The organism is Candidatus Babeliales bacterium (assembly GCA_035944115.1).
In the GTDB taxonomy this organism is placed as follows: domain Bacteria; phylum Babelota; class Babeliae; order Babelales; family Vermiphilaceae; genus DASZBJ01.
Genome location: DASZBJ010000058.1, coordinates 97,605 through 124,258, shown reverse-complemented (window position 1 = coordinate 124,258; position 26,654 = coordinate 97,605). Strand labels below are relative to the sequence as shown.

18 protein-coding genes are annotated in these 26,654 nt (G+C 39.7%); 1 reads left to right on the top strand and 17 read right to left on the bottom strand.

Annotated features, from left to right (window positions below):
* Window positions 1-11: 11 nt before the first annotated feature.
* The 12 genes from rny to VGT41_06955 form a co-directional block, all read right to left on the bottom strand.
* Window positions 12-1,571 (bottom strand): ribonuclease Y, encoded by a 1,560-nt coding sequence (gene rny, locus VGT41_07010; GenBank protein ID HEV2602011.1) that lies wholly within the window; start codon window positions 1,569-1,571, stop codon window positions 12-14.
* 148 nt (window positions 1,572-1,719) lie between these two features.
* Window positions 1,720-2,055 carry a cell division protein ZapA gene (locus tag VGT41_07005; protein HEV2602010.1) on the bottom strand — a complete coding sequence of 112 codons (336 nt, stop codon included), beginning with the start codon at window positions 2,053-2,055 and terminating at the stop codon, window positions 1,720-1,722.
* On the bottom strand, window positions 2,052-2,294 hold the full coding sequence (locus tag VGT41_07000) for a hypothetical protein (GenBank protein HEV2602009.1): 243 nt from the start codon (window positions 2,292-2,294) through the stop codon (window positions 2,052-2,054). Before VGT41_07000 ends, VGT41_07005 begins: the two co-directional genes overlap by 4 nt.
* 102 nt (window positions 2,295-2,396) lie before the next feature.
* Window positions 2,397-2,741, bottom strand: coding sequence for a 50S ribosomal protein L20 (gene rplT, locus VGT41_06995; GenBank protein HEV2602008.1), 345 nt, complete (start codon window positions 2,739-2,741; stop codon window positions 2,397-2,399).
* 252 nt (window positions 2,742-2,993) lie between these two features.
* Window positions 2,994-3,545, bottom strand: coding sequence for a translation initiation factor IF-3 (gene infC / locus VGT41_06990; protein ID HEV2602007.1), 552 nt, complete (start codon window positions 3,543-3,545; stop codon window positions 2,994-2,996).
* A 44-nt stretch (window positions 3,546-3,589) separates the two neighbouring features.
* A complete protein-coding gene (gene recA, locus VGT41_06985; GenBank protein HEV2602006.1) occupies window positions 3,590-4,681 on the bottom strand; it encodes a recombinase RecA in 1,092 nt (363 codons plus the stop codon).
* Between the two features lie 10 nt (window positions 4,682-4,691).
* Entirely contained in the window at window positions 4,692-6,671 is a 1,980-nt protein-coding gene (locus VGT41_06980) for a peptidylprolyl isomerase (protein ID HEV2602005.1), read from the bottom strand.
* A 35-nt stretch (window positions 6,672-6,706) separates the two neighbouring features.
* Window positions 6,707-7,381: a hypothetical protein gene (locus tag VGT41_06975; protein HEV2602004.1), complete on the bottom strand. Its 675-nt coding sequence runs from the start codon at window positions 7,379-7,381 to the stop codon at window positions 6,707-6,709.
* Window positions 7,382-7,418: 37 nt separating this feature from the next.
* Complete coding sequence (gene miaA, locus VGT41_06970; protein ID HEV2602003.1) at window positions 7,419-8,387, bottom strand: tRNA (adenosine(37)-N6)-dimethylallyltransferase MiaA; 969 nt, start codon at window positions 8,385-8,387, stop codon at window positions 7,419-7,421.
* 68 nt (window positions 8,388-8,455) lie between these two features.
* Window positions 8,456-9,001 carry a CarD family transcriptional regulator gene (locus VGT41_06965; protein HEV2602002.1) on the bottom strand — a complete coding sequence of 182 codons (546 nt, stop codon included), beginning with the start codon at window positions 8,999-9,001 and terminating at the stop codon, window positions 8,456-8,458.
* A gap of 102 nt (window positions 9,002-9,103) precedes the next feature.
* Window positions 9,104-10,396 carry a hypothetical protein gene (locus tag VGT41_06960; protein HEV2602001.1) on the bottom strand — a complete coding sequence of 431 codons (1,293 nt, stop codon included), beginning with the start codon at window positions 10,394-10,396 and terminating at the stop codon, window positions 9,104-9,106.
* A gap of 340 nt (window positions 10,397-10,736) precedes the next feature.
* Complete coding sequence (locus tag VGT41_06955; GenBank protein HEV2602000.1) at window positions 10,737-11,645, bottom strand: ankyrin repeat domain-containing protein; 909 nt, start codon at window positions 11,643-11,645, stop codon at window positions 10,737-10,739.
* A 1,509-nt stretch (window positions 11,646-13,154) separates the two neighbouring features.
* Between VGT41_06955 and dnaK the strand changes: the two genes are divergently transcribed.
* The gene (gene dnaK / locus VGT41_06950) at window positions 13,155-15,053 is read left to right on the top strand and encodes a molecular chaperone DnaK (GenBank protein ID HEV2601999.1); all 1,899 of its coding nucleotides are present in this window, start codon (window positions 13,155-13,157) and stop codon (window positions 15,051-15,053) included.
* Between the two features lie 163 nt (window positions 15,054-15,216).
* On the opposite strand, the gene VGT41_06945 is transcribed toward dnaK, so the two are convergent.
* The 5 genes from VGT41_06945 to VGT41_06925 form a co-directional block, all read right to left on the bottom strand.
* Window positions 15,217-17,238 carry an ankyrin repeat domain-containing protein gene (locus VGT41_06945; GenBank protein ID HEV2601998.1) on the bottom strand — a complete coding sequence of 674 codons (2,022 nt, stop codon included), beginning with the start codon at window positions 17,236-17,238 and terminating at the stop codon, window positions 15,217-15,219.
* 117 nt (window positions 17,239-17,355) lie between these two features.
* Complete coding sequence (locus VGT41_06940; GenBank protein HEV2601997.1) at window positions 17,356-19,737, bottom strand: ankyrin repeat domain-containing protein; 2,382 nt, start codon at window positions 19,735-19,737, stop codon at window positions 17,356-17,358.
* Between the two features lie 27 nt (window positions 19,738-19,764).
* Window positions 19,765-21,672: an ankyrin repeat domain-containing protein gene (locus VGT41_06935; GenBank protein ID HEV2601996.1), complete on the bottom strand. Its 1,908-nt coding sequence runs from the start codon at window positions 21,670-21,672 to the stop codon at window positions 19,765-19,767.
* Window positions 21,673-21,757: 85 nt separating this feature from the next.
* The gene (locus VGT41_06930) at window positions 21,758-24,061 is read right to left on the bottom strand and encodes an ankyrin repeat domain-containing protein (GenBank protein ID HEV2601995.1); all 2,304 of its coding nucleotides are present in this window, start codon (window positions 24,059-24,061) and stop codon (window positions 21,758-21,760) included.
* A gap of 99 nt (window positions 24,062-24,160) precedes the next feature.
* Window positions 24,161-26,611, bottom strand: a complete 2,451-nt coding sequence (locus VGT41_06925; GenBank protein ID HEV2601994.1) for an ankyrin repeat domain-containing protein — start codon at window positions 26,609-26,611, stop codon at window positions 24,161-24,163.
* Window positions 26,612-26,654 lie beyond the last annotated feature (43 nt).

Below are 26,654 nucleotides of genomic sequence, written 5' to 3'. Positions count from 1 at the left end.
TAATTATAACCTTATTTTGCATACTCAATGGTTCGTTGTTCTCTAATTACATTCACTTTTATTTGCCCAGGGAATGTCATCTCTTTTTCAATCTTACGTGCTATATCTGCAGCAAGTGTCGCCGATTGTACATCGTCAAGCTTATGTTCTTCAACGATAATACGTACTTCACGACCTGCTTGTAATGCATATGCCTTTTTAATACCTTCAAATGAAACCGCGATCTCTTCAAGTTTTTCAAGTCGTTTAATAAACGTTGATAACGTTTCTCGACGAGCACCAGGACGAGATGCTGAAATAGTATCGGCTATTACTACAATTGGGGCATAAATAGAGGCAAACGCAACTTCTTCATGATGGGCAGCAATCGCATTAACAATAATGGCATCTTCGCCACATCGTTTTGCAATATCACTACCAATAATCGCATGCGGACCTTCTACCTCAGCGGTAACCGCTTTACCAATATCATGGAGCAATCCAGACCGAAACGCTATTGTGCCATCAAGGCCCAATTCTTCTGCAATCATGCGAGAAAACACACCAACTTCTTTGCTATGCATCAACACATTCTGAGAAAAACTGGTACGAAAATGTAATTTACCAAGTAAAGTAACGATTTCTGAATGTACACCTTGCAGGTTAAACTCTAAAATCGTTTCTCGACCATATTCTTCAATAATCTCATCAAGCTCTTTTTCAATATGCTCGACCGTTTCTTCAATGCGAGTAGGGTTAATACGGCCATCTGCAATCAAACGTTCTAACGACCGACGAGCTACTTCTCGACGAACTGGGTTAAAACCAGAAATAGTTATGAGCTCAGGGGTGTCACCAATAACAAACTCCATTCCAGTCGCCATCTCAAGCGCCTTAATATTACGCCCTTCTTTCCCAATAATACGACCTTTCATCTCATCATTAGGAAGATGTACTGCACTCGATGAATGGGGAGCAACCTGATCAGCTGTATACCGCTGCATTGCAGTAACAATAATCTCTACTGCTTTGTCTTTTGCTGTGTGCCGCGCTTCTTCTTCAGTCCGTTGAATTAATTTTTGATTTGCTAATCGAACCTCTGCCTGCAATGTATCAAATAATGCAACCCGAGCCTCATCCTGCGTCATATTACTGATGCGCTCAAGTTTAATAATCAATTCATCATATAAGGTTTTTAACTTTGCAGAGTTAGCGCGCAACGTATCTTCTGTGCGTGATATTGCACGCTCTTTTTGTTGCAAATCCCATCGCAACTCATCAATATTTTGTTCTTTTTTTTCAATAGCTTCATATTTACTATTTAACTTACTCTGTAACCGTTCAAGCTCAAGGCGATCCTTTTTCATCTCCAGCTCAAATTCGTTCCTTTTTTTATAAATCTCATCTTTAATCTTAAGCGCAGACTCTCGCCTTTCTGCATCGATTTCACGCTTTACATTTTTCCATCGATCATCAGCTTTGTTTAATAAATCATTGGCAGCTGCTATCTTTTTGCGCGCATACAAAAACAATGCTACGCATACGGCGCTAGCGACGGCTCCCACCATAATCAGTATCTGAAACCCTATCATTATATTCCTTAATTTCAATAACGTAATATATACAGTATATTACCTCTTTTTATATTATAAAACACAAAAAAAATGAACGGCATCGATACAATTAACGAATAAAACGGCAGGATGGAGGATTCAGACGAAAAAAGGAAGTCCTTAGAAATTAATCTAAGGACTTAATGTACAATGTCTCTTTTTGCCCACTCTTGGCAAACGCAAGCCGAAGTTCATGATCTATCTTTGCAGAGATAAGATCCTGTTTTGCTACGTTGTTTGCTATATCTTCTTCTAGTTTTAACACCTTACTAGCTATGCGCAAAGCCGCCAGTACAGCAATCTTTCTCTCATCCGTCACAACCGCATGCGATGCAATTTCTTGCATAATAGCATCAACGTGCCGCGCAGATTGAACAATATGATCTTCAGATTCCGTTGTAACTAACGAGTACTCATGTCCAAAAATGAGTACTTTACAACCTTGAGCTTTCTTCTCTATCATTGCTGTTTTTCATTATTTACTAGTAAATCGATGCTGTATATTAAATTATCAACTACTGTTCTTGTTAACTCTAACTGTTCTACGTTCTTATCTTCTTTCATCAAAGAAGATTCCAAAACTTCTACTTTTGCCATCAATTGCAGATTTTCGTCAATAAGTTTACTGTTTTCTTTTTTTAATTCCCGTATCGAGTCGATTAAAAAAGTAACTTTTTCTTCAAGCATACGCAAACTATCCATATACTCCCCCTCTTGTATTTAAAGACTATCTATTTCAACACCGCAGATAGTCTATTAAGGGGAATTAAGCCATGTCAAGAAAATAGCAACTTACTTGATTATTTATCTAACAGCGGTTACTACTGCACTAAATGCAGGCGCATCAAAAACAGAAAGCTGACTTAACATCTTGCGATTCAATTTAACATTAGCAGTATTCAATTTATGAATAAACTTGCTATATGAAAGACCTTCTTGTTTTACCGCTGCGCTAATACGAGCAATAAATAGAGCACGCATATCTCTTTTGAGCAATTTACGCCCTTTAAAAGCATATGCCATCGCACGCATCAATGTTTCATGTGCACGCTTAAAAATATTTTTACGTTGTCCCCAAAAACCTTTTGTTTTTTTTAAAAGACGTTTGTGACGTTTTTTTGTCGCTATACCGCGTTTAACTCTTGTCATTGTTCAACCTCAAATAACTAAAATAACCACTTTAATAAGGCATTAACTTAAGTATTCTACCCAAGTCTGATGGATCAATATATGCTGTTTTGCGCAATTGTCGCTTTGTTTTACGCGATTTTTTTGTAAGAAGGTGTCTTCTAAATGCGCTTGCACACTTAATCGCTTTCTTGTTTCCAACTTTTTTAAATCGCTTTTTTACAGCTGATTTAGATCTCATTTTCGGCATAATAATCCATCACTTAATACAATTTATTTAGAACTCTTTAAATAATAAATACGCGACCAAATATGCCCAAGTGTAGCATCTTTTTCTTGAATAACCTGCTTTAACATACCATGCTCTTCAAGAGTCGCATTCACTTTATCAAACAACTCTTTACCCCGTTCTTCACGAGTCACATTTTCGCGCCCACGGAAAAAAAGCGTTATTTTAACCCGCTTTCCTTCTTTCAGGAACTCAATGCATTGCTTCATTTTTGTCTGATAATCATGCTCTCCAATTTTTGGTCGCAACTTAATTTCTTTAACTTGAATAACCGATTGATGTTTCTTGGCTTCCGTTTGTTTCTTTTTCTTTTCATACAACGATTTACCAAAATCCATCACTTTTGCGACAGGAACCCCATCTTTTCCCTGTTCTGCAATGACCACCAAGTCAAGACCTGCATCTTGAGCAATTTGTAACGCCTGAGCTTTGGAAACAATCCCTATATTCTCACCATCATGCGTAATAAGTTGCACCTTAAGCGCACGAATGCGTTCATTTACCGGCTGTAAAGCCTCTTTGTTATTACCCTTCAATGTTACAATAATCCTTTGTTAAGCAATAAAATTTGCATAATACATTAATCTTCTGTTTCTGTCTCTTCTTGAACCGTAGTAATTATTTCGTTGGCCAATAGTTTTTCTCGTACTAAACCCATCACCTCTTCCGTGACCGATTTATTATCTTTAAAGAACCGAAGCGCTTGATCACGACCTTGGGCGATATGCTCACCTTTGAATGAGAACCACGCACCTGCTTTAATTACAACAGAAAAATGTAATGCCGCATCGAGCAGATCAAGCTCCATGCTGATCCCTTCATTAAAGAGCAAATCAAGTTCAACTTTTTTAAATGGAGGGGCAACCTTATTTTTAACAACTTTTACTGCAACACGATTACCAAAATGCACTTCATTTTTCTTTAAACTTGCTATTCGGCGTACATCTAATCGCACCGATGCATAGAATTTAAGCGCATTTCCACCAGTTGTAGTCTCTTTTTTTGAAAATGGTAAACCACCAATAGTTTGACGTATTTGATTGATAAAGATCAAAACTGTTTTAGATTTGTGAACTACTGGCGTTAATTTTCGTAATGCCTGAGACATAAGACGAGCTTGCAATCCAACATGGGTGTCGCCCATGTCACCTTCCAACTCTGCCTTAGGGACAAGAGCTGCAACGGAATCAATTACAATAACATCTACCGCACCAGAACGGATAAGCATTTCAGCAATATCCAAAGCTTGCTCACCATAATCAGGTTGAGAGATAATAAGATCATCTATCTTAACCCCTAATTTGGTTGCGTATGATGGATCCATAGCGTGTTCTGCATCAATATATGCGCAGATTCCGCCTTTTTTTTGTGACTGAGCGATAACGTGCAGAGCAAGGGTCGACTTACCTGAAGATTCAGGACCAAAGATTTCTATGATCCGCCCTAATGGTAGTCCGCCAACGCCAATTGCCTGGTCAATGAGTATAGAGCCTGTAGAAATGGCCTCTATGCCACCCTGCAGCGTTTGCCCCAACATCATGACCGCACCATTACCATACTGCTTATCTATCTGCGAGAAGGTAACCTCTAGCGCTTTACGTTTAAATGCCTGTTGCGTATCAGTCGATTCAGTAGTCGCAAAAGCTATCTGTGTTGATTTTTTTTGTGCCATTATTTTTCATTTATGATCGATTAACCAATGATTCGTTTGAATTTATTGTAGCATTTCTATGTAAAGAAGCAACAAAACCGTTGCGTCTGTAGCCAGGTTGATAGCTGTTTCGCTCTTTCTCAAGGTCTTTTTCAAGCTTATCTGCTTGAGCCAACCAATCTTGCTCATCAATAGGGCTCAGCTCATCCAACCGGGTGAAATAGCTATTTTTTTTACCAGTTTGCACCTGCACCATACCAGCCTTTTCAATTTGAAACAACTTCTCAAGCGATAACCCATCAGCCTTGAATGACTCTAACGCGTTCTTGTCATCAGACTTTAAGAAATCTGTAACCATATACGCTGTGCCAAATGCGCTATTTGAAAGTTCTTTGAGCGATTTTTTGCTTACTGCATCGCGCATATCAGCCACTGCTTTTGATATCGCTTGGCTTGCCTTTTGCGCATACCAATCTTTGGTAACTTCTTCTTTGATCGATTCTAACGTTGCAATATGCTTTGGTTTGATACCCGTTAATTGCACGAGCATTCCAACGTTTTTGTCGATATAGACACCATACTGATCATTCTGTAGCTCAAATAACTCATTAGCAACACGCGATGCACCTTTTTCTAAATCTGCATAACGCTCTTGTTGGCCCTTCTTCTCTTTTATTAATGTTGCTATGCCATCGACAGCATTCTCTTTTTTCAAAATACGCTCAACATCTTTAACAAATGTTTGAGCAAACTTTTGTTTAATAAGCTCCGCCTCAATCTCAGGAGTAACCGCTGCTAATGTTTTATACACAACGGGCTCTCTGCTTACCCGCTGTATAATTTCTAAACCATTCTTAGTAGTAATAACTTCAGAGATGTCCCCATCTTTTTTGAGTAAAAACGCCGTACGCTCCAATGTTGCATCTTGTTCCCCTCGGGCAAATGTAGGCAACAATCCACCTTTTGATGCAGTTTTTTCATCTTGTGAATGCTCTTTTGCCTTATTTGCGAACAACTCTGGTTGTTTTACCAACTCTGCATGCACCGCTTTTGCTTTTTCTAAAGCAGCTGCTTGTTGCGCATCGTCTTTTGCCGAAAATACCATGGTACGCACCTGCATACGGGCTGGCGTTTCAACAAACTTTTTCGTTTTATTCTCATTATAATAATCCGCAACTTCTGTTTGCGATACCGTAATGCCGTATGAGCGCGCATCAAACTTCCACGCAGTACCAGTTCGTTTTTCTGCTATCGCATACTTCTTCATTTTAGTTGTTTGAATTTGGAAGAATTCCTGCAACTGCTCATCAGTTACCGGCGTTTCCTGAGCTTTTTTCAAAAAACGATCGAAGTCAAATGTCACTATCGAAAACTTTTTACGCAGGTTTTTTATAATATATTGCTCGCGCAACTCAAACTGTGGTGTATATGCCGCACCCTCTATCAAGCCCAGTAATAATCTGCGTTTAAATGCCTCTTTTAATAAAAGATCAAACTCAGTACCTGGCATATTACGTTCGCGCAAAGCAATTTGTAATTGCCGCTCATTAATGCCACGGGCCTGATCAAATGCGCCATGGGGAATTATATCAGACAGCTCTTGTTGTACAAATTCAAAATCCTGCAATTTGTCTGCAACGTACTGATCATCTATGTATAAATCTAATGCGTTTGCTTGCTGACGCAATAACTCATTATTAATAACCATATCTAATGCAAGCGCTTTCGGATCTTTATCTAATCCAAGTTGCTGCAAAAACATTTTTGCATAGTTGCCATAATGTTGATAAAACAAATTAATATACTCTTGCTGCCCCATGGCAACATACATAAATTCATTATTGCTAACCTCTTGGCCATTTACCTGCACAATCCAACCATTTCCACCGCCACCTCCAAGACGCAACAATCCAGGTAACGTAAATATACCACTCATTACTACCACAATAGTAATTGCAATTCCTTTAAACAGTTTTGTTTTGAAAAACTGATCGCGAATACTAGTAATCATGTAACAATCCTTTCTTATCTATTTTGACTTATTTATCACGCATACACTTGAATCGAAACACCTTTTAAATGTTCCTTTTTTTCCAATTTTTTAACTAAATCTAATAACAATGTATGGTCTACAAATGGTTCAGTCACCACTTGGTACCAAACAATTTTCTTACCCTTAGCTGTCTTGCTTGTTTTTGCCTTTACAATAGTAGTAATATTTTCTTTTGCAAGTCTATTTACAAACGCCATAGCTGATTTTTCTGTACCAAACCCTACTAACTCCGCGTAATACTGTACCATATTTTCTTTAGTTTCACACGGCGCTATCATACTTTTTTCTGCATCAGACGACAACGCACTAGCCACCAACTGTTCATGAGTAGCTAGCGCTGCATCAGCAGTATCACTTTCTACTCCTTCAGTCAATTCTACTTTTTCAAGCAACTCCAGAACATCATCTCCCTCATCTGCACTTGGTCCCTTTTCATCATATCGAGAATACAGTGACGCTGATATCATATCAGCCAAAGAGTCTCTTTCCACTTTATTAGAAAAATCTTCGACCTCTTTTTGTTTACCTAAAAAATAGCCGGTAATAAAAACGAAAAAAAACAAAACTACCAAAACAGCCATACCCCAACTTGCTTGGCGATAGGTCAAAGTAATTGTTCCTTGTTGTACACCTTCTTCATTATTTTTATTTTCATCAACCATCTTCATATACATTCCTTAATGCCTAGAATTTTTTATTACACTTTTAAGAATGTAACACCCTACGTCTCAGCAGTGTAATATATAAATTAATGTTTAACAAAGTTAAGTTGACCGATTCGATATGCGCTGCCACCTGATGCTCTTGATTTTCTGTTTTTACCATATCAAATTGCCGTTGTAACATATTCCAAAACGTGTGTTGTCGTTTTGCATATTGTCTCGATCGACTTTGCATTCGAACAATCGCCTGACGCAATCGCTCTTCAGTCTCATCTCCAGAGAAATAGTCAAGAAGCTCATTGTACCCAATCAACTTTTTCTGCAACAAAAATTGCTCCCACGCCGTTCCACGTAATGAGCGTACCTCATCCAAGAACCCTTGCTCCATCATACCAATTACCCGGTTATCAATACGAGTATACAGTTCCGATCGATCACGCGTTAAAAAGAGCAGAGTAAAATCAGCTGGTGGTTGGTATGGAGTTCGGTATTCAGATGGTTTTATATTGCTTGTTTTCCAAATAGTAAGTGCGCGTTCAATCCTATACCTATCATGTTTTTCAATCGTTTCGGCTCGCACCGGATCTATCATAAAAAGCTCTTGCCATAGCTCTTGTAATGACTTATTTTCAAACCACTCTGGTACAACTTCACGCATGGTCGCACCCGAAGGGGCATGTGGCGGAAAGAAAATAGATTTTAAATAAAACCCGGATCCACCGACAATAATTGGCACTTTTCCCGCTTGCCAGATTGTGTGCATTAGTTCTAAAAGCCGCTTGCGATACATCATTACTGTATAATCAGTTGGGCTATCAAGAATATCAAACATATGATAGGGTACGGATGCATGTTTCCAATCTGGCTTTGCCGTCCCAATGGTAAGTGGCGTATAAAACTGTCCAACATCCATATTAATAATTTCTGATGGAATCTGTTGCGCTAATAAGTCAGCGAAATCAGTTTTCCCAACACCGGTCTGTCCAAAAATAATAATTATCTGTTTTTTCATGCTAACCATAGTAACAAAAAATAGCCCGTTTAAAAACAGGCTATTTATACACACACTCTAAAAAATGGTTATTGCAAAGCAAATTCAGATTCAGTACTACTTTTTATTGATACACGCGCGGTCTTAAATCCCTTAAACAATAGGCGCAACCGCTCTATCGCCTTATCCTCAGTTACACTAGTAACGATTGATATCTCTTCCGCCAATAACATCTCTGCTTGCAACAATAAAGACTTTTCACCGAATGAAAGCTCTTTATGCGTCGATAGAACCTGCAAATCTCGATATATTTCGCAGATATCATGTAAGTTTCCTGTACGGATTTTACATTGATACTCTTTATTGCGCTTATTCCAGTTTCCAGCAGTTATCTCGTGATAGTCGGCTGACTGCGACAACATCTCAAGAATCTCACTGATATTTTGGCTAGAACTTAATGGACGAAGCCCAACGGTTTCAAATGAATTCATCGGTACCAAAACCGTCATTTCATTATTCAGAAATTTTAATTCGTAAAAGCGGATAATATTTCCACTTACTCGCTTATCAATTATTCGATTGATGCACGCGACCCCATGACCTGGGTATACAACATTTTCATTAAGAGCAAACATAATCTATGCCCCTTCTGGTAAGAAAAAATCTCAACCAAAAAAGCAATTGCTTGCTTCTATCACATTACCACAACCAGACAGATTCCGCAATTACAATCTCTGCTACACCAGACGCACTACTGACCCGATTGATGATGCATGCTTTACCAAAATCAGCATAAACTTATTAAACATAATCGGCACCGACCACCAATATTGTGCAAACCAATCAAACCAACTTAACGATTGATTATCTAGTTCATATTCTCTCGAAAAAACATCAAATTGATCTACCACTTCATCCAATAGATCCATAAGATCGGCTAAAGGGGTAAGGGCATCTTGATATGCATGCAAAATCTGTTCTAAGGTTAGCTCTTTTCTTGTGACTCTTGCTGTTTTAAAAAATGGCACCTTAATACCATTTTTACCCTGAATTTCTAAATGCCCAAAAACGCAGATAACCAAACAGATAAAGTCCTGCAATAACAATTCATCTTCAATATGGTTATATGAAGCCAAGCACTTCCACAGTTTAAACAATGATTTTAAATTATTTGTTTCCTCTATCTGCGCCGCACACTCTTTTATCAACGGATGTTTGAAAGCATTACATACATCATTAAATGGTTGTATGGTATATGAGTATCGCGATAAAATAAATATAGAACGAAGAACCCGCTGTATATAATAAAAGCGAATATTATTATTTATCGCTAAGTTAGGAATAATAGCCGATGATTCAAAAACCTCTATAACCGCGCTCAAGCCACCTTGTATATCCTGCGCTTGCACCTCATCATAATATAGATCAGCAGTTATATGGTGCTGCACCAACAAATGTGACAGCTCGTGTTGATATTGGGTAGCCATTTTTTTATATTCATACAATGTTGCTACCCCATTAGATATAATAGCATTTGCATAACTTTTACCTTGATAATATTGCTGCAAACAGTTTTCCACCCGTAGCAGCAGTTGGTGCACAGCACCTCGATTGTTATTTTTCGTTAACAATTCCCTATATAGCATCATAAGTACCACTAATGCTTCCTGCGTAAAAAACTCTCGATTAATATATTTGTATGATAAAAAAGATTCCCACACCTTATAAAATGGCTCTATAGACTTTACCGAGCAAATTTTTTGTATACAGCATCTCACCATCGGATCACAAAAACTATCGATCTCATCAGCACTAATACAAAACCCATCAAAACTATTTTCTGATTTTAACTTTTTGTACGAAGCAAATAACGTCTGCACCGGGGCTGCAAGACGCCTAATCAGATACGCCCGCTGCTGTATCACCTCCATCATATCGCCCGCATTACTTTGTATCTCCTCGTGACCTGTCATCACGCAACATTGCATACCGATCATCATACTGAACACCACATACCATACATATGCCATACCATCTCCACGTCTGTATCTTTTTTGCATCTTCATATCGCATTTGATACAGTACCACGATCAGGGCACCTATTACCAGATTCCTACAATAACTTATTCTTGTTCTTCACAGCACTGACATTACATACACCCCTATAGCACACGACCCTGTAAAAAAATTTTTCTCCCGAAAAAATTCGTGTTCAAATTCGACCAACAGCAAATCTTTCAATCGCAACCCAATAGATTGCACCGCAAAAACATTTCCCTACACCAAACAGATCCTCGAACATATTTCTCCTTATACCCCTCCATCTACTCTATCTGCAATTCTCCCACGATCTATTTTCCACTCTTATGCCTACATGTTTAACCCATCTGGCGCTCCCACTTTGTTTTCCTCTGGTGCGTTCACCATATAATTACCATCTTCTTGCTTTAGACCACCCGGTGAAGCAAGACCAATGAGTGCGCTCGCCACTCCATCTCTACTCATACTTTGTGCATACTCAAGCGGCGTCAACTGCGCATAGTTTTTTATCCCGAACTGCAACTTCCCCCTAAACTCATTCAGTACCCCAGCGAACGGCAAGTCATTTCTTGCTACCGTCTGATGCAATATAGTGTCGCCATTATACCCGCGTGCATTTATATCCACCTCGTACTCATCAACCAGCAGTCTCAGCAGCATCCGCTTCACCTCCATATTCTGGACCTCTCGCAGATAATGTATTGGCATCTCCTGCATGTTATTTCTTTTTTCTGGATCCGCACCTTTCCGCAATAACGCTTCTACTATCCTATATACATGAGGATTATTACCATAATACAATGCGTAGTGTAATGCCACATTCCCTCCCTTATCTATGGTCATGTCTGTCCATATATGATCACTCGACACTACATTCACATCAGCATTATACCGCAAGAACAACTCCACCTTATCCAAATTCCCATCCCTTGCCGCCCCCATCAACGCCGTTACCCCAAATTGATTTTTTTTATTAACTAATCCCGGAGCATCTATCATTTTTTTCTCTAATTCTTTTATCGTCGCAGCAGGATTAAATAAAAATTCGTCCGACGCTCGTTCTTGCGCAGGCACCTCCGATGCAACCTGATTAGCAATAACCACCTCACGTCCCGTCGAAGATCCCGCATTTTCAGATGAGACTCCCAAATCATCCTCACTCAACAGGGAACCACCAAAAAACAATAGTCCGCAGACAATAATCTGCGCAACAGAAAACACCAACCTTTTATATATCATCTTATATACCATCGCCCTTACCCCCTCTACATACTATAGAAAACCAACGATAAACCTCATGAAAACAATATCACACTGAAACCATAAACATCAACACAATGTTGCAAAAAACTCTAATATGTAATTTACGCAAGAGATTATTACAGACAGTGCTATGAAAAAGGGGTGGCTTATTTTCATTTAATGCAAAACCATAAAATTAAAACAAAAATAAGGATTCTTATTGAAAAAAAAGAACAGGGGCCATTCTCCCTTAAAAAATGATACGGCAGCAATCACCACCCCCTGCTTTCCCGTTTAAGGAGAAATAATTATATGGTATGAATTGAAATCATAGGTGAGTTTCAACACCCCCAAAAGAACATTCTTCATATAAAAACTTTCAAGAACAAGAAGCAGAAAAACCAAGAGCGTACAATGGTTAGTAATCTCTGCAATAATACACAGTACGTACGATTGGTTCGTGTAGGTGTACGCGTGTGTTATAATATAAGGTATGCACGTATAACATACGCATAACAGTTCTATTGATGCAAGCTTGTCCGGCGAAGTTTTAGCGAAGACGGAACACCCACGCAGACACACCTATTATTTCTTCAGTTTTCTTTCGCACGGCTATGCGAGTTCCTCATAATGACATGATGACATGTGAAGAATACATACATAACCACTCACATCACATATCACACATATCACACAACGCATCACATAGTCATACGATATACATGCACATCTAAAAAATCCTTTTAAAATCCTTTTAAAAAATCCTTAAAATTATTACTCCCCTATTCATTATTCAGTTTAAAATCCTTTTAAAAAATCCTTAAAATTATTACTCCCCTATTCATTATTCAGTATTCATTATTCAGTATTCCTTTATTCCTTTTAATCTTTATTTCTTTTTAATCTTTATCTCTTTTTCCTTACAAACAACACACACGCACACATGTAGAGAGATAGATAGGGCCTCATATATGAAATAGTAAGTAATATATAAATCCTCATTATTTCTTTATTCTTTTCTTTATTCTTTTCTTTATTCTTTATTCTCATTCTTTATCCTCTATTCTTTATCTTTACTCCCTTTTTCTTTTCCTTTCCCCTCCTTGTTTCTTTTCCCTGCTCTTTATTCCTTGCTCTTTATTCCTTATTCCCTGTTCCCCATTTCCCAAATCTCCCGGATCGCCCCTTTTTAAACGGAGTCGAGGATTCCACCCCCCATAGTAATACCCCCGAAGATAAGGGTGGAAGCGGAGGACGGAGTGCCCGGGGGGTCTGGGGGGGGCGCGCGGTCAATAAGGGGGGAGGGGCTATATCAGGAGAAGTCGCAACATAGAGGCGACGCACTCAGAAATACTAATGGCCCGACGTTAAGAAAATGTTAGCACAGAAGACTAAGATAATATTAGCCCGGTGTTGACAAGGGAGGGCTCATAATATACAATAAACCCAAGTATAAAGACTAAATATGAATAATTAAGTAATTTAATAATAAATGAGGGCAAATTAATGGCTAGAAAAATAATCGGTATCGATCTTGGTACCACAAACTCAGTCGTTGCATTCATGGAAGCAGGGTCTGCAAAAATCATCCCTAACAAAGAAGGTGATAACACGACCCCGTCAATGGTAGCATTTGATAAAGAAGGCAAACGCCTAGTAGGAACCGTGGCGAAACGCCAGGCGGTGACAAACCCAGAAAACACTATCTTCTCTGCAAAGAGATTCATTGGTCAAAACTATGAATCAGTAGCACAGGAAGCACAATCACTCCCTTATAAAATAGCAAAAAAAGCCAATGGAGAAGTTGGTATCGTTGCACAAGGAAAAGAATACACAGCACAAGAAATCTCAGCAGCCATCCTCAGTAACTTAAAACAAGTGGCAGAAGAGTATCTAGGTGAAACAGTAACCGAAGCGGTTATCACGGTCCCTGCATACTTCAACGATGCACAACGACAAGCGACTAAAGATGCTGGACAAATCGCTGGATTGAACGTAAAACGCATCATAAACGAACCAACGGCCGCAGCCCTAGCATACGGAGCAGACAAAAAGAAAAATGGCATCATCGCCGTATTTGATTTCGGTGGCGGTACATTTGACATCTCAATACTAGAAGTAAGCGATGGCCTCGTAGAGGTTAAATCAACCAATGGAGATACCCATCTGGGTGGTGATGACGTTGACCACCAATTGATCAACTACCTCATCGAAGAGTTCAAAAAAACAAATGGCATAAATTTACAATCTGACAAGATCGCTTTGCAGCGCCTAAAAGAAGCCGCTGAGAAAGCAAAAAGAGAGCTATCTGCTCTACAAGAGACTGAAATCAACTTGCCTTACATCACTGCCGATGCATCAGGGCCTAAGCACTTCAATATGAAGATCAGTCGCGCTAAATTAGAATCATTGTGCGCAAGCATTTTCGAACGCCTCATGACACCATGCAGAAAAGCAGTGAGTGATGCAAAACTAACGGTTAACGAGATCGAAGAAGTGTTACTCGTCGGTGGATCAACCCGTATTCCAAAAGTACAGCAGCTGGTAAAAGAGTTCTTCGGCAAAGAGCCAAATAAATCAGTAAATCCTGATGAAGTGGTAGCAGCCGGAGCGGCAATCCAAGGTGGCGTACTATCTGGAGATGTAACTGACGTATTGCTTCTCGACGTAACACCATTATCTCTTGGTATCGAAACCATGGGTGGAATCGCAACTAAGTTGATCGAACGCAACACCACGATCCCAACAAAGAAATCTCAGGTGTTCTCAACAGCAGAAGATAATCAAACTGCAGTAGACATTCGTGTTGTACAAGGTGAGCGGGAATTTGCAAAAGACAATAAACAACTGGGCATGTTCAGATTGGAAGGTATTCCAACGGCACCTCGTGGCGTTCCACAAATCGAAGTATCATTTGATATCGATGCCAATGGTATTGTAAGCGTATCTGCAAAAGATAAAGGTTCTGGAAAAGAACATAAGATTACGATCCAAGGCAATAGCAGCTTATCAAAAGAAGAAATCGAAAAGATGGTTGCTGATGCAAAAGAGCATGAATCTGAAGACAAAAAGAATCGTGAAACGATCGAAAAACGCAACAAGCTAGATGGCATGATTCTGCAAGTAGAAAAAACAGTAAAAGAAAACAAAGCGAAGCTCGCAGAAGCAGATGTGGTAACAGTCGAAGCTGCAATTGAAAAAGCAAAAACGGCACTCACAGAGCATGCTGATAATGGCGATGAGCTAGAAAAAGCACATGATGAATTGATGCAAGCTTCATACAAAATAGCTGAACAATTGTATAAATCTGCTGAACAACAAGCTCCTGAAAACCAAACTCAGGACACTGCAAGCGCACACAACACGCAATCAAATGATGAAACAATCGATGCTGAAATCAGCTAAGATATATCTGTGATATTTTTGAAGGGCGTACGATTCTTTCGTACGCCCTTTTTCATCTCAACATATCAATTAAACCTGCCCAGAAATCCTCGTCACCGCCCTACAGCAACGAAAAAATTGCTTGCCGTCGTCGCGAACGGCTTGCGGGGCACATAGCCTTTGCTTAAAATCCCATTAACGCGGCATTCCATTCGACATCTTCACGCTTAGCACGTCGCCTAGCTTCTTCTTTTACTCTTTCACGCGCACTCACTCCGCCTCTACGCCCAACATGACGCAACACATCACCCAACTTTTCCTTTTCAACACTTTCCGGAACTCGCTCACCACTCAGCTGCTTTATAAGCCATTCACCAAACATCTCATCAGCAATTTGACGCACCCGATGCTTCAAATATGCCAATTTCTTCTCTGGCAAACGACTATAGAGATGAAATTCAATCCCACTATCGGGATTTAATCCATAGAGATCATTCATGAGCATCATTCCTTCAATAGTATCTTCTATATCAAGCTTTCCCGAATTATATTGATCCAAAAAGCGGGAAACTTTTGCATATTTCCCCTCTTCTAACGGAATATAATAGCCCCTTGAAAGCAAAACAACATCATCAACTATATTTTTTGGAATAACAATTTGCTGCAATGTTGTCCAAACCGACGAAGCAGACTTGCCTAAATCAAACAACTTTTTCCGGTATTTTTTGTCAAAACCATAGGTATCAAAAATCTTCCAAATCAAGTCTTCTACCCCCACGTCTATTGCCGCCGCTGCACCACTACCCAAGAAAAACTCCCATGTGCAACTACCACTCTTAGTTACATTACCAAAGAGCGGTATGTTTAATGCCAGCAAATGAGCACTGTTAATAGTGTAATTAACCTCTTTTTTAAACGTGTTATACCCACCAAACTTCCGTTTTTTGTTACGCATATACTGAGCAATGGTTTCCTCTTGTGCCGCATTTGCGAAAAAGCGATTAAAAACAAACTGATATTGCTGTTGCTTGCTATACAATCGAATCAGCCGGTGCAGCTCTTCTATCAAGTACTCATATACCCTAAATCGTCCCGGCTCTGCTCTATAGAATACGCATTTGCCGGCTCGAATAAATGCATGTTCTTTTGACACACACCGCTCCACTATAGGATCTTTCATAACGTCGCCAAAGAAAGCAGTTATAATGCCTTTAAATTTATTAAAATGCAGTTCGGTTTGAGTCAATTGCACAGGAACACCCTCTTGTGAGCGCTCAGCCAGTTGCACTTGAGCCTGGTCAACCTCCTGTTGCTCTGGATAGAGAGCCCGATGAATGTGCTGCATCCGACGAACCGCCTGAGTAGCCTTAAATGACGTTGCATCTTCAGGAGCCACTCCTTCCTGCAAAATCTCGCCAACTGCATGTTCTTTTTCTTCTTCCTGCAATACATGTTCAGCATGGCCCCCTTCTGGGGCTTTGTGTTTTGTTGTTTTTAAAAGGTCAATAAGACGCCCATTATTTTGCGCTCGCGCATAATCAAAACTATCCGACCGCGAATAATCCTTCACGTATGGATTAGCCCCTAAAGAAAGCAACCATGAAATAAAAGCATAGTCGCGTCGCATGACCGCATCGATCAAGACCGACTCCCCTAAATCATTTGGCGCATCAACATTCGCCCCCCTTGCAAGCAAAAATAGAATGATATTCTTCACGAGGGCAACGCGCGCTTCACAATCAGATGATCCTTTAAATTCATAATCCTCAACGGCATTTTTATATTTACTCCAGGCCACCCTCATTGCACCTTCATCGCCAGCGACCACAACTCCTTTATCAACGAGAAATTTAATTAGATTCAAATCTTCCGAAGCAACCGCAAGCATTAATGCCGTCGAACCATCAGAACTTTTAATAACGCCATCTATACGGGCGCCGTGATTCATCAGTAATACTATAGCGCTCTCTGTTTGCCACCGCACGTCCTCAATTACACATGCCAACGGCGTGCGTCCTTTATCATCCACAGCGTTGACGTCAATGTTCTCATTGAGCCAATATTCTATAGCTCCTAATTGCCATTTTGCAATTGCCTGAAAAATATTTGTTGTTCCAAGAGAAGCATCCTGTGCACCAAAGATTGACCAGGAACTACATAAAACAGCAATCATCAAAAAACTTACAACTATCTTTTTTAACTTCATTTACCACCCCATCCTCTTTTTTATAACTTCGATTTGACCTTCTCTTGCTTTTTCCCTTTGCCCAGACGTTTCAACACATCACCAAGCGGCTCACCTGCAACCCCCGATGGTACCTCTTTACTTTACAACTGCTTTTTCATCCACAACAGGCAAAGAATAATTTCTCCGCCCACCCTTGCCAAGATGTTTCAAAACATCCCCCAACTTTTCTCCTGCAACCTCTGCCGGAACCCGCTCACTATGCAATTGTTTTACCAGCCACTCACTAAACATTTCATCAGTAATCTTTTGTACCCGTTTTTTTATATATTCAAGTTTTTTGTCCGGTAATCGACTGTATAAATCAAACTCAATACCGCTCTCTGGATTTAATCCATATACAGAATTTATCAGCATTATAGCTTCCTCTGTATCTTGAATATCAAGCGTGCCCGCATTATATTGATCTAAAAAATCAGAAACCTTTACAAATTGATCCCCTGCTAACAAGGGGACATAAAACCCACTTGAAAGCAAAACTATTTTATCTACAATGTTTTTTGGAATAGTAATTTGTTGCAATGATGATAGTTCAATTGCAACGCCCGTATTTAAAGCCAATAATTGGTCAATAAATATTTTATTAAATCCATACATATCAAAAATAGATTCAATAAATGGCCTTAATTCAATAGGCGCTCCTGCAGCAAAATTATTTAAAAAATAATACCATGTGCAACGCCCTGTATCAGAAAAATTACCAAATAATGGCATATTCGATGAAATCAAATATTTTTTGTTAATATTATAATTACTAGGGACAGGGAACTGATCATAACCACCAAACTCTTCTTTTCTTTTCTCCATATACTCAGTAATCGTCTCTTCTGGAGCTCCATGCGCAAAAAAACGAGTAAAAATAAATGGATGTTGCGTGCTATAGAGCTTCACTAATCGATGCACCTCTTCTACGAAATATTGATACACTCTAAACATTCCAGGCTCTGCTCTATAAAATACGCATTTTCCCTCCTGAATCGCTGCATGCTCCTTTTGGATACAATGCTGGACTACAGGATCCTGTGTAACATCGCCATACAATCGCTTAACACCTTCATCATATTTCTTCAAATGGTAATCAGTCTGCGTCTCTATCTGAGCAGCAACCGCATCTTCATTTATTTGAGCCCTTTTATTCGGCTCAGGCTGCTGCTCAGGATGCATCGCCCGGTGAATATGCTGCATGCGACGAATCGCTTTTGGCATTTTCAACCCTTGCTCATCTCCAGCGTTTTCTGCATATTTTGATTCTTCTTCCTTGAGCTCTTCTTGAGCCCCGAGTTTTTCTTTTGACTTGTTTTGTAAAAATTTAAGTATAACTCCATCATTTTGCGCGCGTGCATAATCAAAAGCATCCGATCCTGAAACATCCTTTAAATAGGGGTTAGCTCCCAATGCTAGCAACCTTAAAACCTCACCCTTCTTTCGTTGGACCACCAATCGAATCAAAAAAGTCTCTCCCTGATCATTTTGTTGCTCAATATCTACCCCTTTTTTAATCAATACATCAATGATTTTTTTAAGTTCTTCCGCGCCAACATAATTTTCATCCTTCAAGCAATCCCTCATACCTTCAAATGCCATAAGAAAAGGAGTGTGACCAGACTTACTCACACTATCAATGCGAGCTCCGTACTCAAGAAGCAATTCTAATACAGCAAGACTCCTCCTTTGAATCGCAAGAAATAACGCGGTTTCCCCGAATGCATTGGCAAAATTCACATCAATATCTTTGTGATTAAGAAGTAGTTTAATCAAATCAAGCGAACCATATTTGATTGCAGCCATCAACACTGTGTCATGCAACTGAACAGCATTAACATCACTCCCCTCTGCCAACCAATGTACGATAAAATCTGTTCTACCTGCCGCAATCGCTTGAAAAATAGTTCTGGGATCATGCTTCGTCATTTTTAAAATTTGAAGGATCTTTTGATTTTGATTGTACCGTGCCATATCAAAAGCATCTGATCCATATCTACTTTGCACATAAGGATTCGCCCCCTGCTTAATTAAAAAAGAAACGATCTTTTCATCAGAAATATTCTCCATCAAAACAGTCGTACCTTCAGAAGTCAATTGATCAAAAGTAACAACAACCCCCCTTGCTCTCAATAATTCAAGCAGCTCATCATCTTGGGTAAATACAGCTTGTTGGATAATCGTTTGAACGATCTCCTCATCAAGTGAAGCACCCCTAGCAAGCAATAATTTTAGCACCCCTAATCTCTTACTAGAACTCAATGCCATCATTAATGGAGTCGACTGAAAGAAACCGCCAACTGCATTGATATCAACCCCGTGATTTAACCAATGCTTTACTGACTCAACACGCCCGTCATCAACTGCACGAAAGATATCTTTCGTTCCACCAGGATCTGCTTGCATTCCAAATATTGAACCTACATTACAAAACATATAAATCATCACCGTATGGACAATACTATTTTTTAACTTCATCCCATCCCTTTTTTCAAAAATTAATACCTATAACTTCGCCTTCATCTTCTCCTGCTTCCTTCCTTTACCCAGATACTTCAGCACATCACCAAGCGGCTCATCTGCAATATCCGCTGGAACCTCTTTACTTTGCAACTGCTTTTTTAACCATTCGCCGAACATTTTGTCGGTGATTTCTGCAACCTGTTTTTTGAAATATTCAATTCTCTTTTTAGGCAGTCGCGTATACAAATTAAATTCAATGCCGCTTTCCGGATTCAGTCCATACACAGCATTCATTAATATGCGCACCTGCATATTATCATCAATTTCAATCTCGCCATTTCTATATTTATCGATGATAGATGCTATACAAGTATGCCGCCCTCGCTTCTCATTACCACTTCCATCTACACTCATCGCATTTGGATCCCAACATGATGGGTCAACCATTGTGGGCCATGGGAAACAATACCCATGCGTTGCAAACATAACCACTTTATCAACAATATTTTTCGGAATTATTATCTGTTGCAACGATGATATTTTTTCGAGCGCTCCCTGATGTAAACTTAATAAAGTCGCAATGAATTTTTTATCAAAGCCATACTGGTCAAAAACACGTTCGAACATTATTTGCAATTCAACTTTTCCGGTCGCTTCATAATTTTTTAGGAAATAATACCATGTACAACTGCCTGAATTATCAACATTACCAAACAAGGGTATATTCGCTGACAACAAGACGTTTTTTTCTCCACCAAGCTTATGCGCTTGCCATGGCTTTGTATCAATATACTCATTAATGTCCCGCTCTTGCGCCGCATCTCTGAAAAAGCGAGTAAAGATGATCGGATTTTTTTCACCAAACAATCGTACTAATCTATAAAGTTCTTCTAAAAAATATTCATAAACACGATAGCGTCCCGGTTCTGACCGGTAAAAGACATATTTACCCTGCTGATATGCCTCACCCTCTTTTACCATGCATTTTTTTACAAGAGGGTCATCTAATAATGCACGCCCCTTTTTACCATACGTGCTATTTTCACCAAATTGTGATTCTATTTCTTTGCTAAACTTTTTATAATGAACTTCCGTTGGTGTTAACATTGCCCCAATAGGTAATTCCTGTAAATTCGTAGAAATTTCTCCTTGTTGCTCTTCAGCATAAAGATGCTCTGACAACCGCTTTAATCGACGCACTGCCTTTTGTGTATCAGTTACATTTTCCGTTGCCAATCGTTTAACAGGTGCTTGAAATTTAGTTTTTCCTAAGACCGCAAGCAGTTTTGCATCTTCCTGTGCATAATCAAATGCATCTAATCCTGTCTTATCTTGTAAGTAAGGATTTGCCCCATTTGCTATTAAAATTTCAACGATCTTACCACTACCATTAATCACACTTTGTATTAAAAGAGCCTCACCTCGACCATTCTGTTTATCAAAATCAAACTTAATCCCTTTCCGCATCAAATTCCGTAACAGAGATTCAACTAATTCATTACTATCTTTAGTTATTGCTAAATCAAAAACTTCTAAAGCTGCATCACCTTCAACTATAGCATCCCTATCAAGTAACATTTTTATCAATGTTATATTACTCATACCAATCGCTATCATCAATGGTGTCTCACCATTTTTAGCTACAACTTCAATATTCGCTCCTCGATCAAGTAATAACTTGGCTATCTCTGATTGACCACGAAGCACGGCATCCATCAATAGTGTTCTGCCTTGATATTTACTTTCAGTACCAACTCCCTGATCTAACCAATACTTAACAGAATCTAGGCGACCTTGTTCAATTGCATCAAAAATATCTTCTGTATATTCGGGTTTTCCTTTTAGTTGCCGCACAATTCTTTTTGCACGTTGCATTGCAACAAGCGGCACAAAACCGCTCAGCAAAAAACTGACCATTAACGTTTTGATAAAATTATTTTTCAACTTCATCCCCTCTCCCCTACTACGCCTTACGAAGCCTGGCATGGAGAGCTTAGCTTCGTAGGGCTTACGCCCTTAGAATTTTCTTCTCATACTACAGCTTCGCCTTCACCTTTTCTTTTCGCCCCTTGCCCAGATACTTCAGCACATCACCAAGCGGCTCATCTGCAATCTCCGCTGGAACCTCTTTACTTTGCAACTGCTTTTTTAACCATTCGCCGAACATTTTGTCGGTGATTTCTGTAACCTGTTTTTTGAAATATTCAATTCTTTCTTTCGGCAGCCGTGTATACAAATTAAATTCAATGCCGCTCGTTGGATTCAGGCCATATACTGCATTCATTAATATGCGCACTTGCATATTATCATCGATCTCGATTTCACCCGCTCTGTATTTATCGATAATGGGTGCTATACAGGTATGTCGCCCCAACCTTTCATTACCATCATGATCTACACTTACCGCATTCGGATCCCAGCACGATTGATCAACCATTTTGGGCCATGGAAAACAGTAGCCATGATCAGCAAACATAACTACCTTATCTACAATTTTTTTCGGAATTATTATCTGTTGCAACGATGATGCTTTTTCCAGCATCCCTTCATGCAAGCTCAGCAGGTCATTTATATATTTTTTATCAAAACCATATCTATCAACAATACGTTCAAACATCTCCTGTAATTCAACTTTTCCAGTCGCTTCATAATTGTTTAAAAAATAATACCACGTAGAACTGCCAGCATTATTTACATTACCAAACAACGGGATATTAGCTGACAACAAGACATTCTGTGATGCACCAAGTTTATGGGCTCGCCATGGCTTTGTATCAATATATTCATTAATCGTCTGCTGTTGTGCCGCATCCTTGAAAAAGCGAGTAAAAATAATGGGATTTTTTTCTCCAAACAACCGTACTAACCTATACAACTCTTGCAGAAAATATTCATAGACTCGATACCTTCCTGGTTCTGAGCGATAAAATACATAATTACCTTGCTCATATGCTGCTTGTTCTTTGACTGCACATTCTTTTACGACAGGATCATCACGCAAAGCTTGTCCCTTTCTTTCGTACTTACTGCTTTGCCCAAAGGTGTTTTCTATTTTTTCCTTAAACTGGTTATAATGAGCATCCGTTGGCGTTGGCGTACGTAAAACATCAACCAATATATTTGCCTCCTTCACACTTTCACGCTGCTGCGGATCTATATGTCCCGTCACCTTCCTTAACCGGCGTATCGCTTTTTCTGCTCTCGTTGCGCCTGCCCTTACAATCATTTTCTCCAATCCCGGAACATGCGCCGTCCGTTTTAAAATGCCAATTACGCCTTGATCCTGCTGCGCATAATCAAACGCATCAAACCCCGCTTTATCTTGTAAATACGGATTTGCGCCATGCTCAATCAAAAATGAAACGCGAGCCACCTTGCCTTGAGCAATACTTCGCATTAACAATGTCTCACCTTTACTATCCTGTTGATCAAAGTCAAACTTAAAACCTCTTGCCACTAACGATCTGATCGCATCCAGCGCTTCAGGAGCATTCATAGCTTTATCAAAAATCACTTGCGCAAGCGCATGAACACATCGCGCTCCTTTATTCAACAAGAAACTCACAATTGCCCATTCATTTATCCGGGTCGCCATCATTAACGGTGTAAGGCCTGTATTATTAACGACATCAATATCTGCCCCTCTATCAGATAACAACTGCACCATTTCCAGACGAGTAATTGCTTGCATCAATGGGGTATCGCCCGATTTATCTCTCACTTCAATATTTGCACCCTTATCCAGCAATGCCTTCACCACATCTAAACGACCTGCTCTTGCCGCCAATGTTAACGCCGTTTCCCCATCTTTATTAACACTTTCAAGATGAGCGCCCCTATTTATGAACTCCTGAACCAAAGATAAAAAGCCACTTGATGCTACAAGCATCAATGGTGTATTGCCATACTCACCTCTTGCTTCAATATCTGGCCCTTTATCAAGCAACAACTTCACTAACAACTCTGGTTCTGCAGAAGAAAATGAAAACTGACATGCTACTGTTAACGGGCCTTCTCCCCTTTCATTCACTACTGCAACATCAGCCCCTCTATCAAGCAATAATTTTACTATCGCTGCATTCCCCGATCGTGCTGCCTTAATTAATGGCGTATCTCTGCCAATAGGTTGCCTTGTTTCAATATCCACTCCCTGATCCAACCAATACTTCACAGAATCAATACGCCCACGATCAATTGCATCAAAAATATAAAATGTGTATCTTGGCTTTCCTAGAATATATCGCATATTCTTTTTCGCACGTTCCATTGCAGATAACGGCATCGCACTGCACAGACTTACAATCATCAAAAAACTCACAACTATTTTTTGCAACTTCATCTTATCCCCTCTTATCTAAGAAAATACAACCTCCGCAGACAGTCGTCGCGAACGGGCTTAGCTTCTAGGCGCAGTGTGGCGATCCAGCCTTCTTTCTTCCTACAACTTCGCCTTTACCTTCTCTTGCCTCTTCCCTTTGCCCAGATGTTTCAGCACGCCACCAAGCGGCTCATCTGCAATCTCCGCTTGCACGTCTTTGCTCTGCAACTGCTGCTTTAACCACTCACTAAACATTTTGTCAGTTATTTTCACCACAGCTTTCTTGAACGCATCAAGTCGCGGTTCTGCCAGCGCCGTATACAAATTAAACTTAATGCCGCTTTTTGGATTTCCTCCATACACCGCATTCATAAGTATTCGCACCTGAAACGCATCATCAATGTTAATCTTACCTGCTCTATATTTGTCTATAATAGAAGAAATACACGTATGCCGACCCAACTTTTCTTTCGGCTTCTCACCAAGTGTAGCTATTGGCTCAACACTCACTGCTTGTGGATCCCAACACGATGAATCAACCATTTCTGGCCATGGAAAACAGTACCCATGTGTTGCAAACATAACGACATCATCTACAATCTCTTTTGGAATTATAATCTGCTGTAACGATGCTGTTTGTTTCGGCAAACCCGCATCCAACTCCAACAACTCTTCAATATATGCTTTATCAAAACCATATTTATCAAAAATGCGCTCAAACATCCCTTCTAACTGAACTCCACCCGTTGCTTCAAAATTCTTGAGGAAATAATCCCACGTACAACTTCCTTCGTTATGCACATTACCAAATAGCGCTATGTTGGCTGATAAGAGCACATTTTTAGCAGGATCCATTTTATGCGCTTGCCATTGTTTTGTATCGATGTACTGGTTAATCGTTTGTTCTTTTGCTACATCTTTGAAATATCGAGTAAATATAAATGAATAGCGCTCAGGAACTAAATTAACCAAATTATACAGCTCCTGCAGAAAATACTCATAAACCCGATATCTTCCTGGCTCTGATCGATAAAACACATAATTACCCTGCTTGTATGCTGCCTGCTCTTTTGCCATACACTCTTTTACAATAGGATTTCCTAGTAGCTCTTGTTTTTTATTACCATGCTTACTCTCTTTGCCATACTGCGCTTCTATGTCTTTCTTAAATTTCTTGTAGTGAACCTCTGTTGGTGTTGATGGAGTCCAAAGCGAAAAACCACGCGCTTTACTTTTACTCGGACGCGCATGTACCCGTTCCTGCGGACGCAAAGCTCTATCTATCTGCCCCAGTCGGCGCATTGCTTTTTGTGTATCCGTTTCAACTTCTTCTACCTGCTCAATTGGCGCTGAAAATTTTGTTTTCTGTAATAGAGCAAGCATTTTTTCATCTTTACGTGCATAAGCAAATGCATCAAGACCCGCAAAATCTTTATGATATGGATTTGCTCCATTTTTAATAAGAAAATCAACAGCAAAAACATTCCCTTTCACAATATTCTGTATCAACAAGGTCTCACCACCATCAACGATCCTATTTAAATCAAGAGTGGTAAATGGTGTTGCAACCAATGCCTGCAGCACCTCACTATCCCCTTGATCAAGCGCTTTATCTAAAATGATTTGGGCAAGCCCTTTATCAACATGCACTTCTTTGCGTAATAACAATGAGATTATTTTTGATCGCCACTTATCCACAGCACGCATCAATGGTGTTTGACCATCTACATTTCGCGCTAGCATGCTAGCGCCACGATTAAGCAATAACTCTACTCCCGCCACATGTTCTTTGTATTCTCCACCAGCCATCCATAACAATGGGGTGTTTCCATCCTTATCCTTCGCTTCAATATTGGCGCCTCGTGCAAGCAACAACGATATAACTTTTAATCCAGATGCGCTAAGCATCGCCCATATCAATGCCGTCCTACCCAATGTATCTTTCGCTTCAATATTTGCTTGTCGATCAAGCAACAATGAAACCATAGTTACTAGCCCTCCCCAAGCAGCGATCATCAATGCCGTCTTACCCTGCTTATCAGCAGCTTCTAGATGCGCTCCTCGATCGAGCAATAGCCTCACTATACTTTCTCTATTATACCTCACCGCTCTTTCAAGAGCCGTAACTCCAAATCTATCTTTCAATTCAGTATCAGCTCCCCGATCAAGCAGCAATTGTACAATCGGCAAACTCGGTACACGCGAGTACGACTTACCAACCTCCCAGGCCAATGCCGTGCTCCCTTCCTCGTCTTGCGCATTAATAGCCGCTCCTCTATCAAGTAATACCGTGATGGTTGCTATATTGCCAGACTCAATAGCATGCATTAACGGTGTGCCTTTTTTATTGCCAACGCTATTGTAGCCAATACTATTAACATCAACTCCTTTATCTAACCAATAGACAACTCCAGCAGCGTTGCCTTGTTCCGCTGCATCAAAAATATCTTTTGTATATTCAGGCTTGCCCTGCAATTGCCCTACGATTTTTTTCACCCGCTCCATTGCACAAAGCGGTAACGCGCTACACAAAATCGTTAAAACAACAATTTTTTTAAGAACACTTTTCATCGCTCTGCCCCTTCTTAAGCATCTACAATATAATTTCTTAAAA

Coding starts and splice junctions, on each gene's coding strand:
- rny (HEV2602011.1), bottom strand. CDS start 1,571: ATGATAGGGTTTCAGATACTGATTATGGTGGGAGCCGTCGCTAGCGCC.
- VGT41_07005 (HEV2602010.1), bottom strand. CDS start 2,055: ATGATAGAGAAGAAAGCTCAAGGTTGTAAAGTACTCATTTTTGGACAT.
- VGT41_07000 (HEV2602009.1), bottom strand. CDS start 2,294: ATGGATAGTTTGCGTATGCTTGAAGAAAAAGTTACTTTTTTAATCGAC.
- rplT (HEV2602008.1), bottom strand. CDS start 2,741: ATGACAAGAGTTAAACGCGGTATAGCGACAAAAAAACGTCACAAACGT.
- recA (HEV2602006.1), bottom strand. CDS start 4,681: ATGGCACAAAAAAAATCAACACAGATAGCTTTTGCGACTACTGAATCG.
- VGT41_06980 (HEV2602005.1), bottom strand. CDS start 6,671: ATGATTACTAGTATTCGCGATCAGTTTTTCAAAACAAAACTGTTTAAA.
- VGT41_06975 (HEV2602004.1), bottom strand. CDS start 7,381: ATGAAGATGGTTGATGAAAATAAAAATAATGAAGAAGGTGTACAACAA.
- miaA (HEV2602003.1), bottom strand. CDS start 8,387: ATGAAAAAACAGATAATTATTATTTTTGGACAGACCGGTGTTGGGAAA.
- VGT41_06965 (HEV2602002.1), bottom strand. CDS start 9,001: ATGTTTGCTCTTAATGAAAATGTTGTATACCCAGGTCATGGGGTCGCG.
- VGT41_06960 (HEV2602001.1), bottom strand. CDS start 10,396: ATGGCATATGTATGGTATGTGGTGTTCAGTATGATGATCGGTATGCAA.
- VGT41_06955 (HEV2602000.1), bottom strand. CDS start 11,645: ATGATATATAAAAGGTTGGTGTTTTCTGTTGCGCAGATTATTGTCTGC.
- dnaK (HEV2601999.1), top strand. CDS start 13,155: ATGGCTAGAAAAATAATCGGTATCGATCTTGGTACCACAAACTCAGTC.
- VGT41_06945 (HEV2601998.1), bottom strand. CDS start 17,238: ATGAAGTTAAAAAAGATAGTTGTAAGTTTTTTGATGATTGCTGTTTTA.
- VGT41_06940 (HEV2601997.1), bottom strand. CDS start 19,737: ATGAAGTTAAAAAATAGTATTGTCCATACGGTGATGATTTATATGTTT.
- VGT41_06935 (HEV2601996.1), bottom strand. CDS start 21,672: ATGAAGTTGAAAAATAATTTTATCAAAACGTTAATGGTCAGTTTTTTG.
- VGT41_06930 (HEV2601995.1), bottom strand. CDS start 24,061: ATGAAGTTGCAAAAAATAGTTGTGAGTTTTTTGATGATTGTAAGTCTG.
- VGT41_06925 (HEV2601994.1), bottom strand. CDS start 26,611: ATGAAAAGTGTTCTTAAAAAAATTGTTGTTTTAACGATTTTGTGTAGC.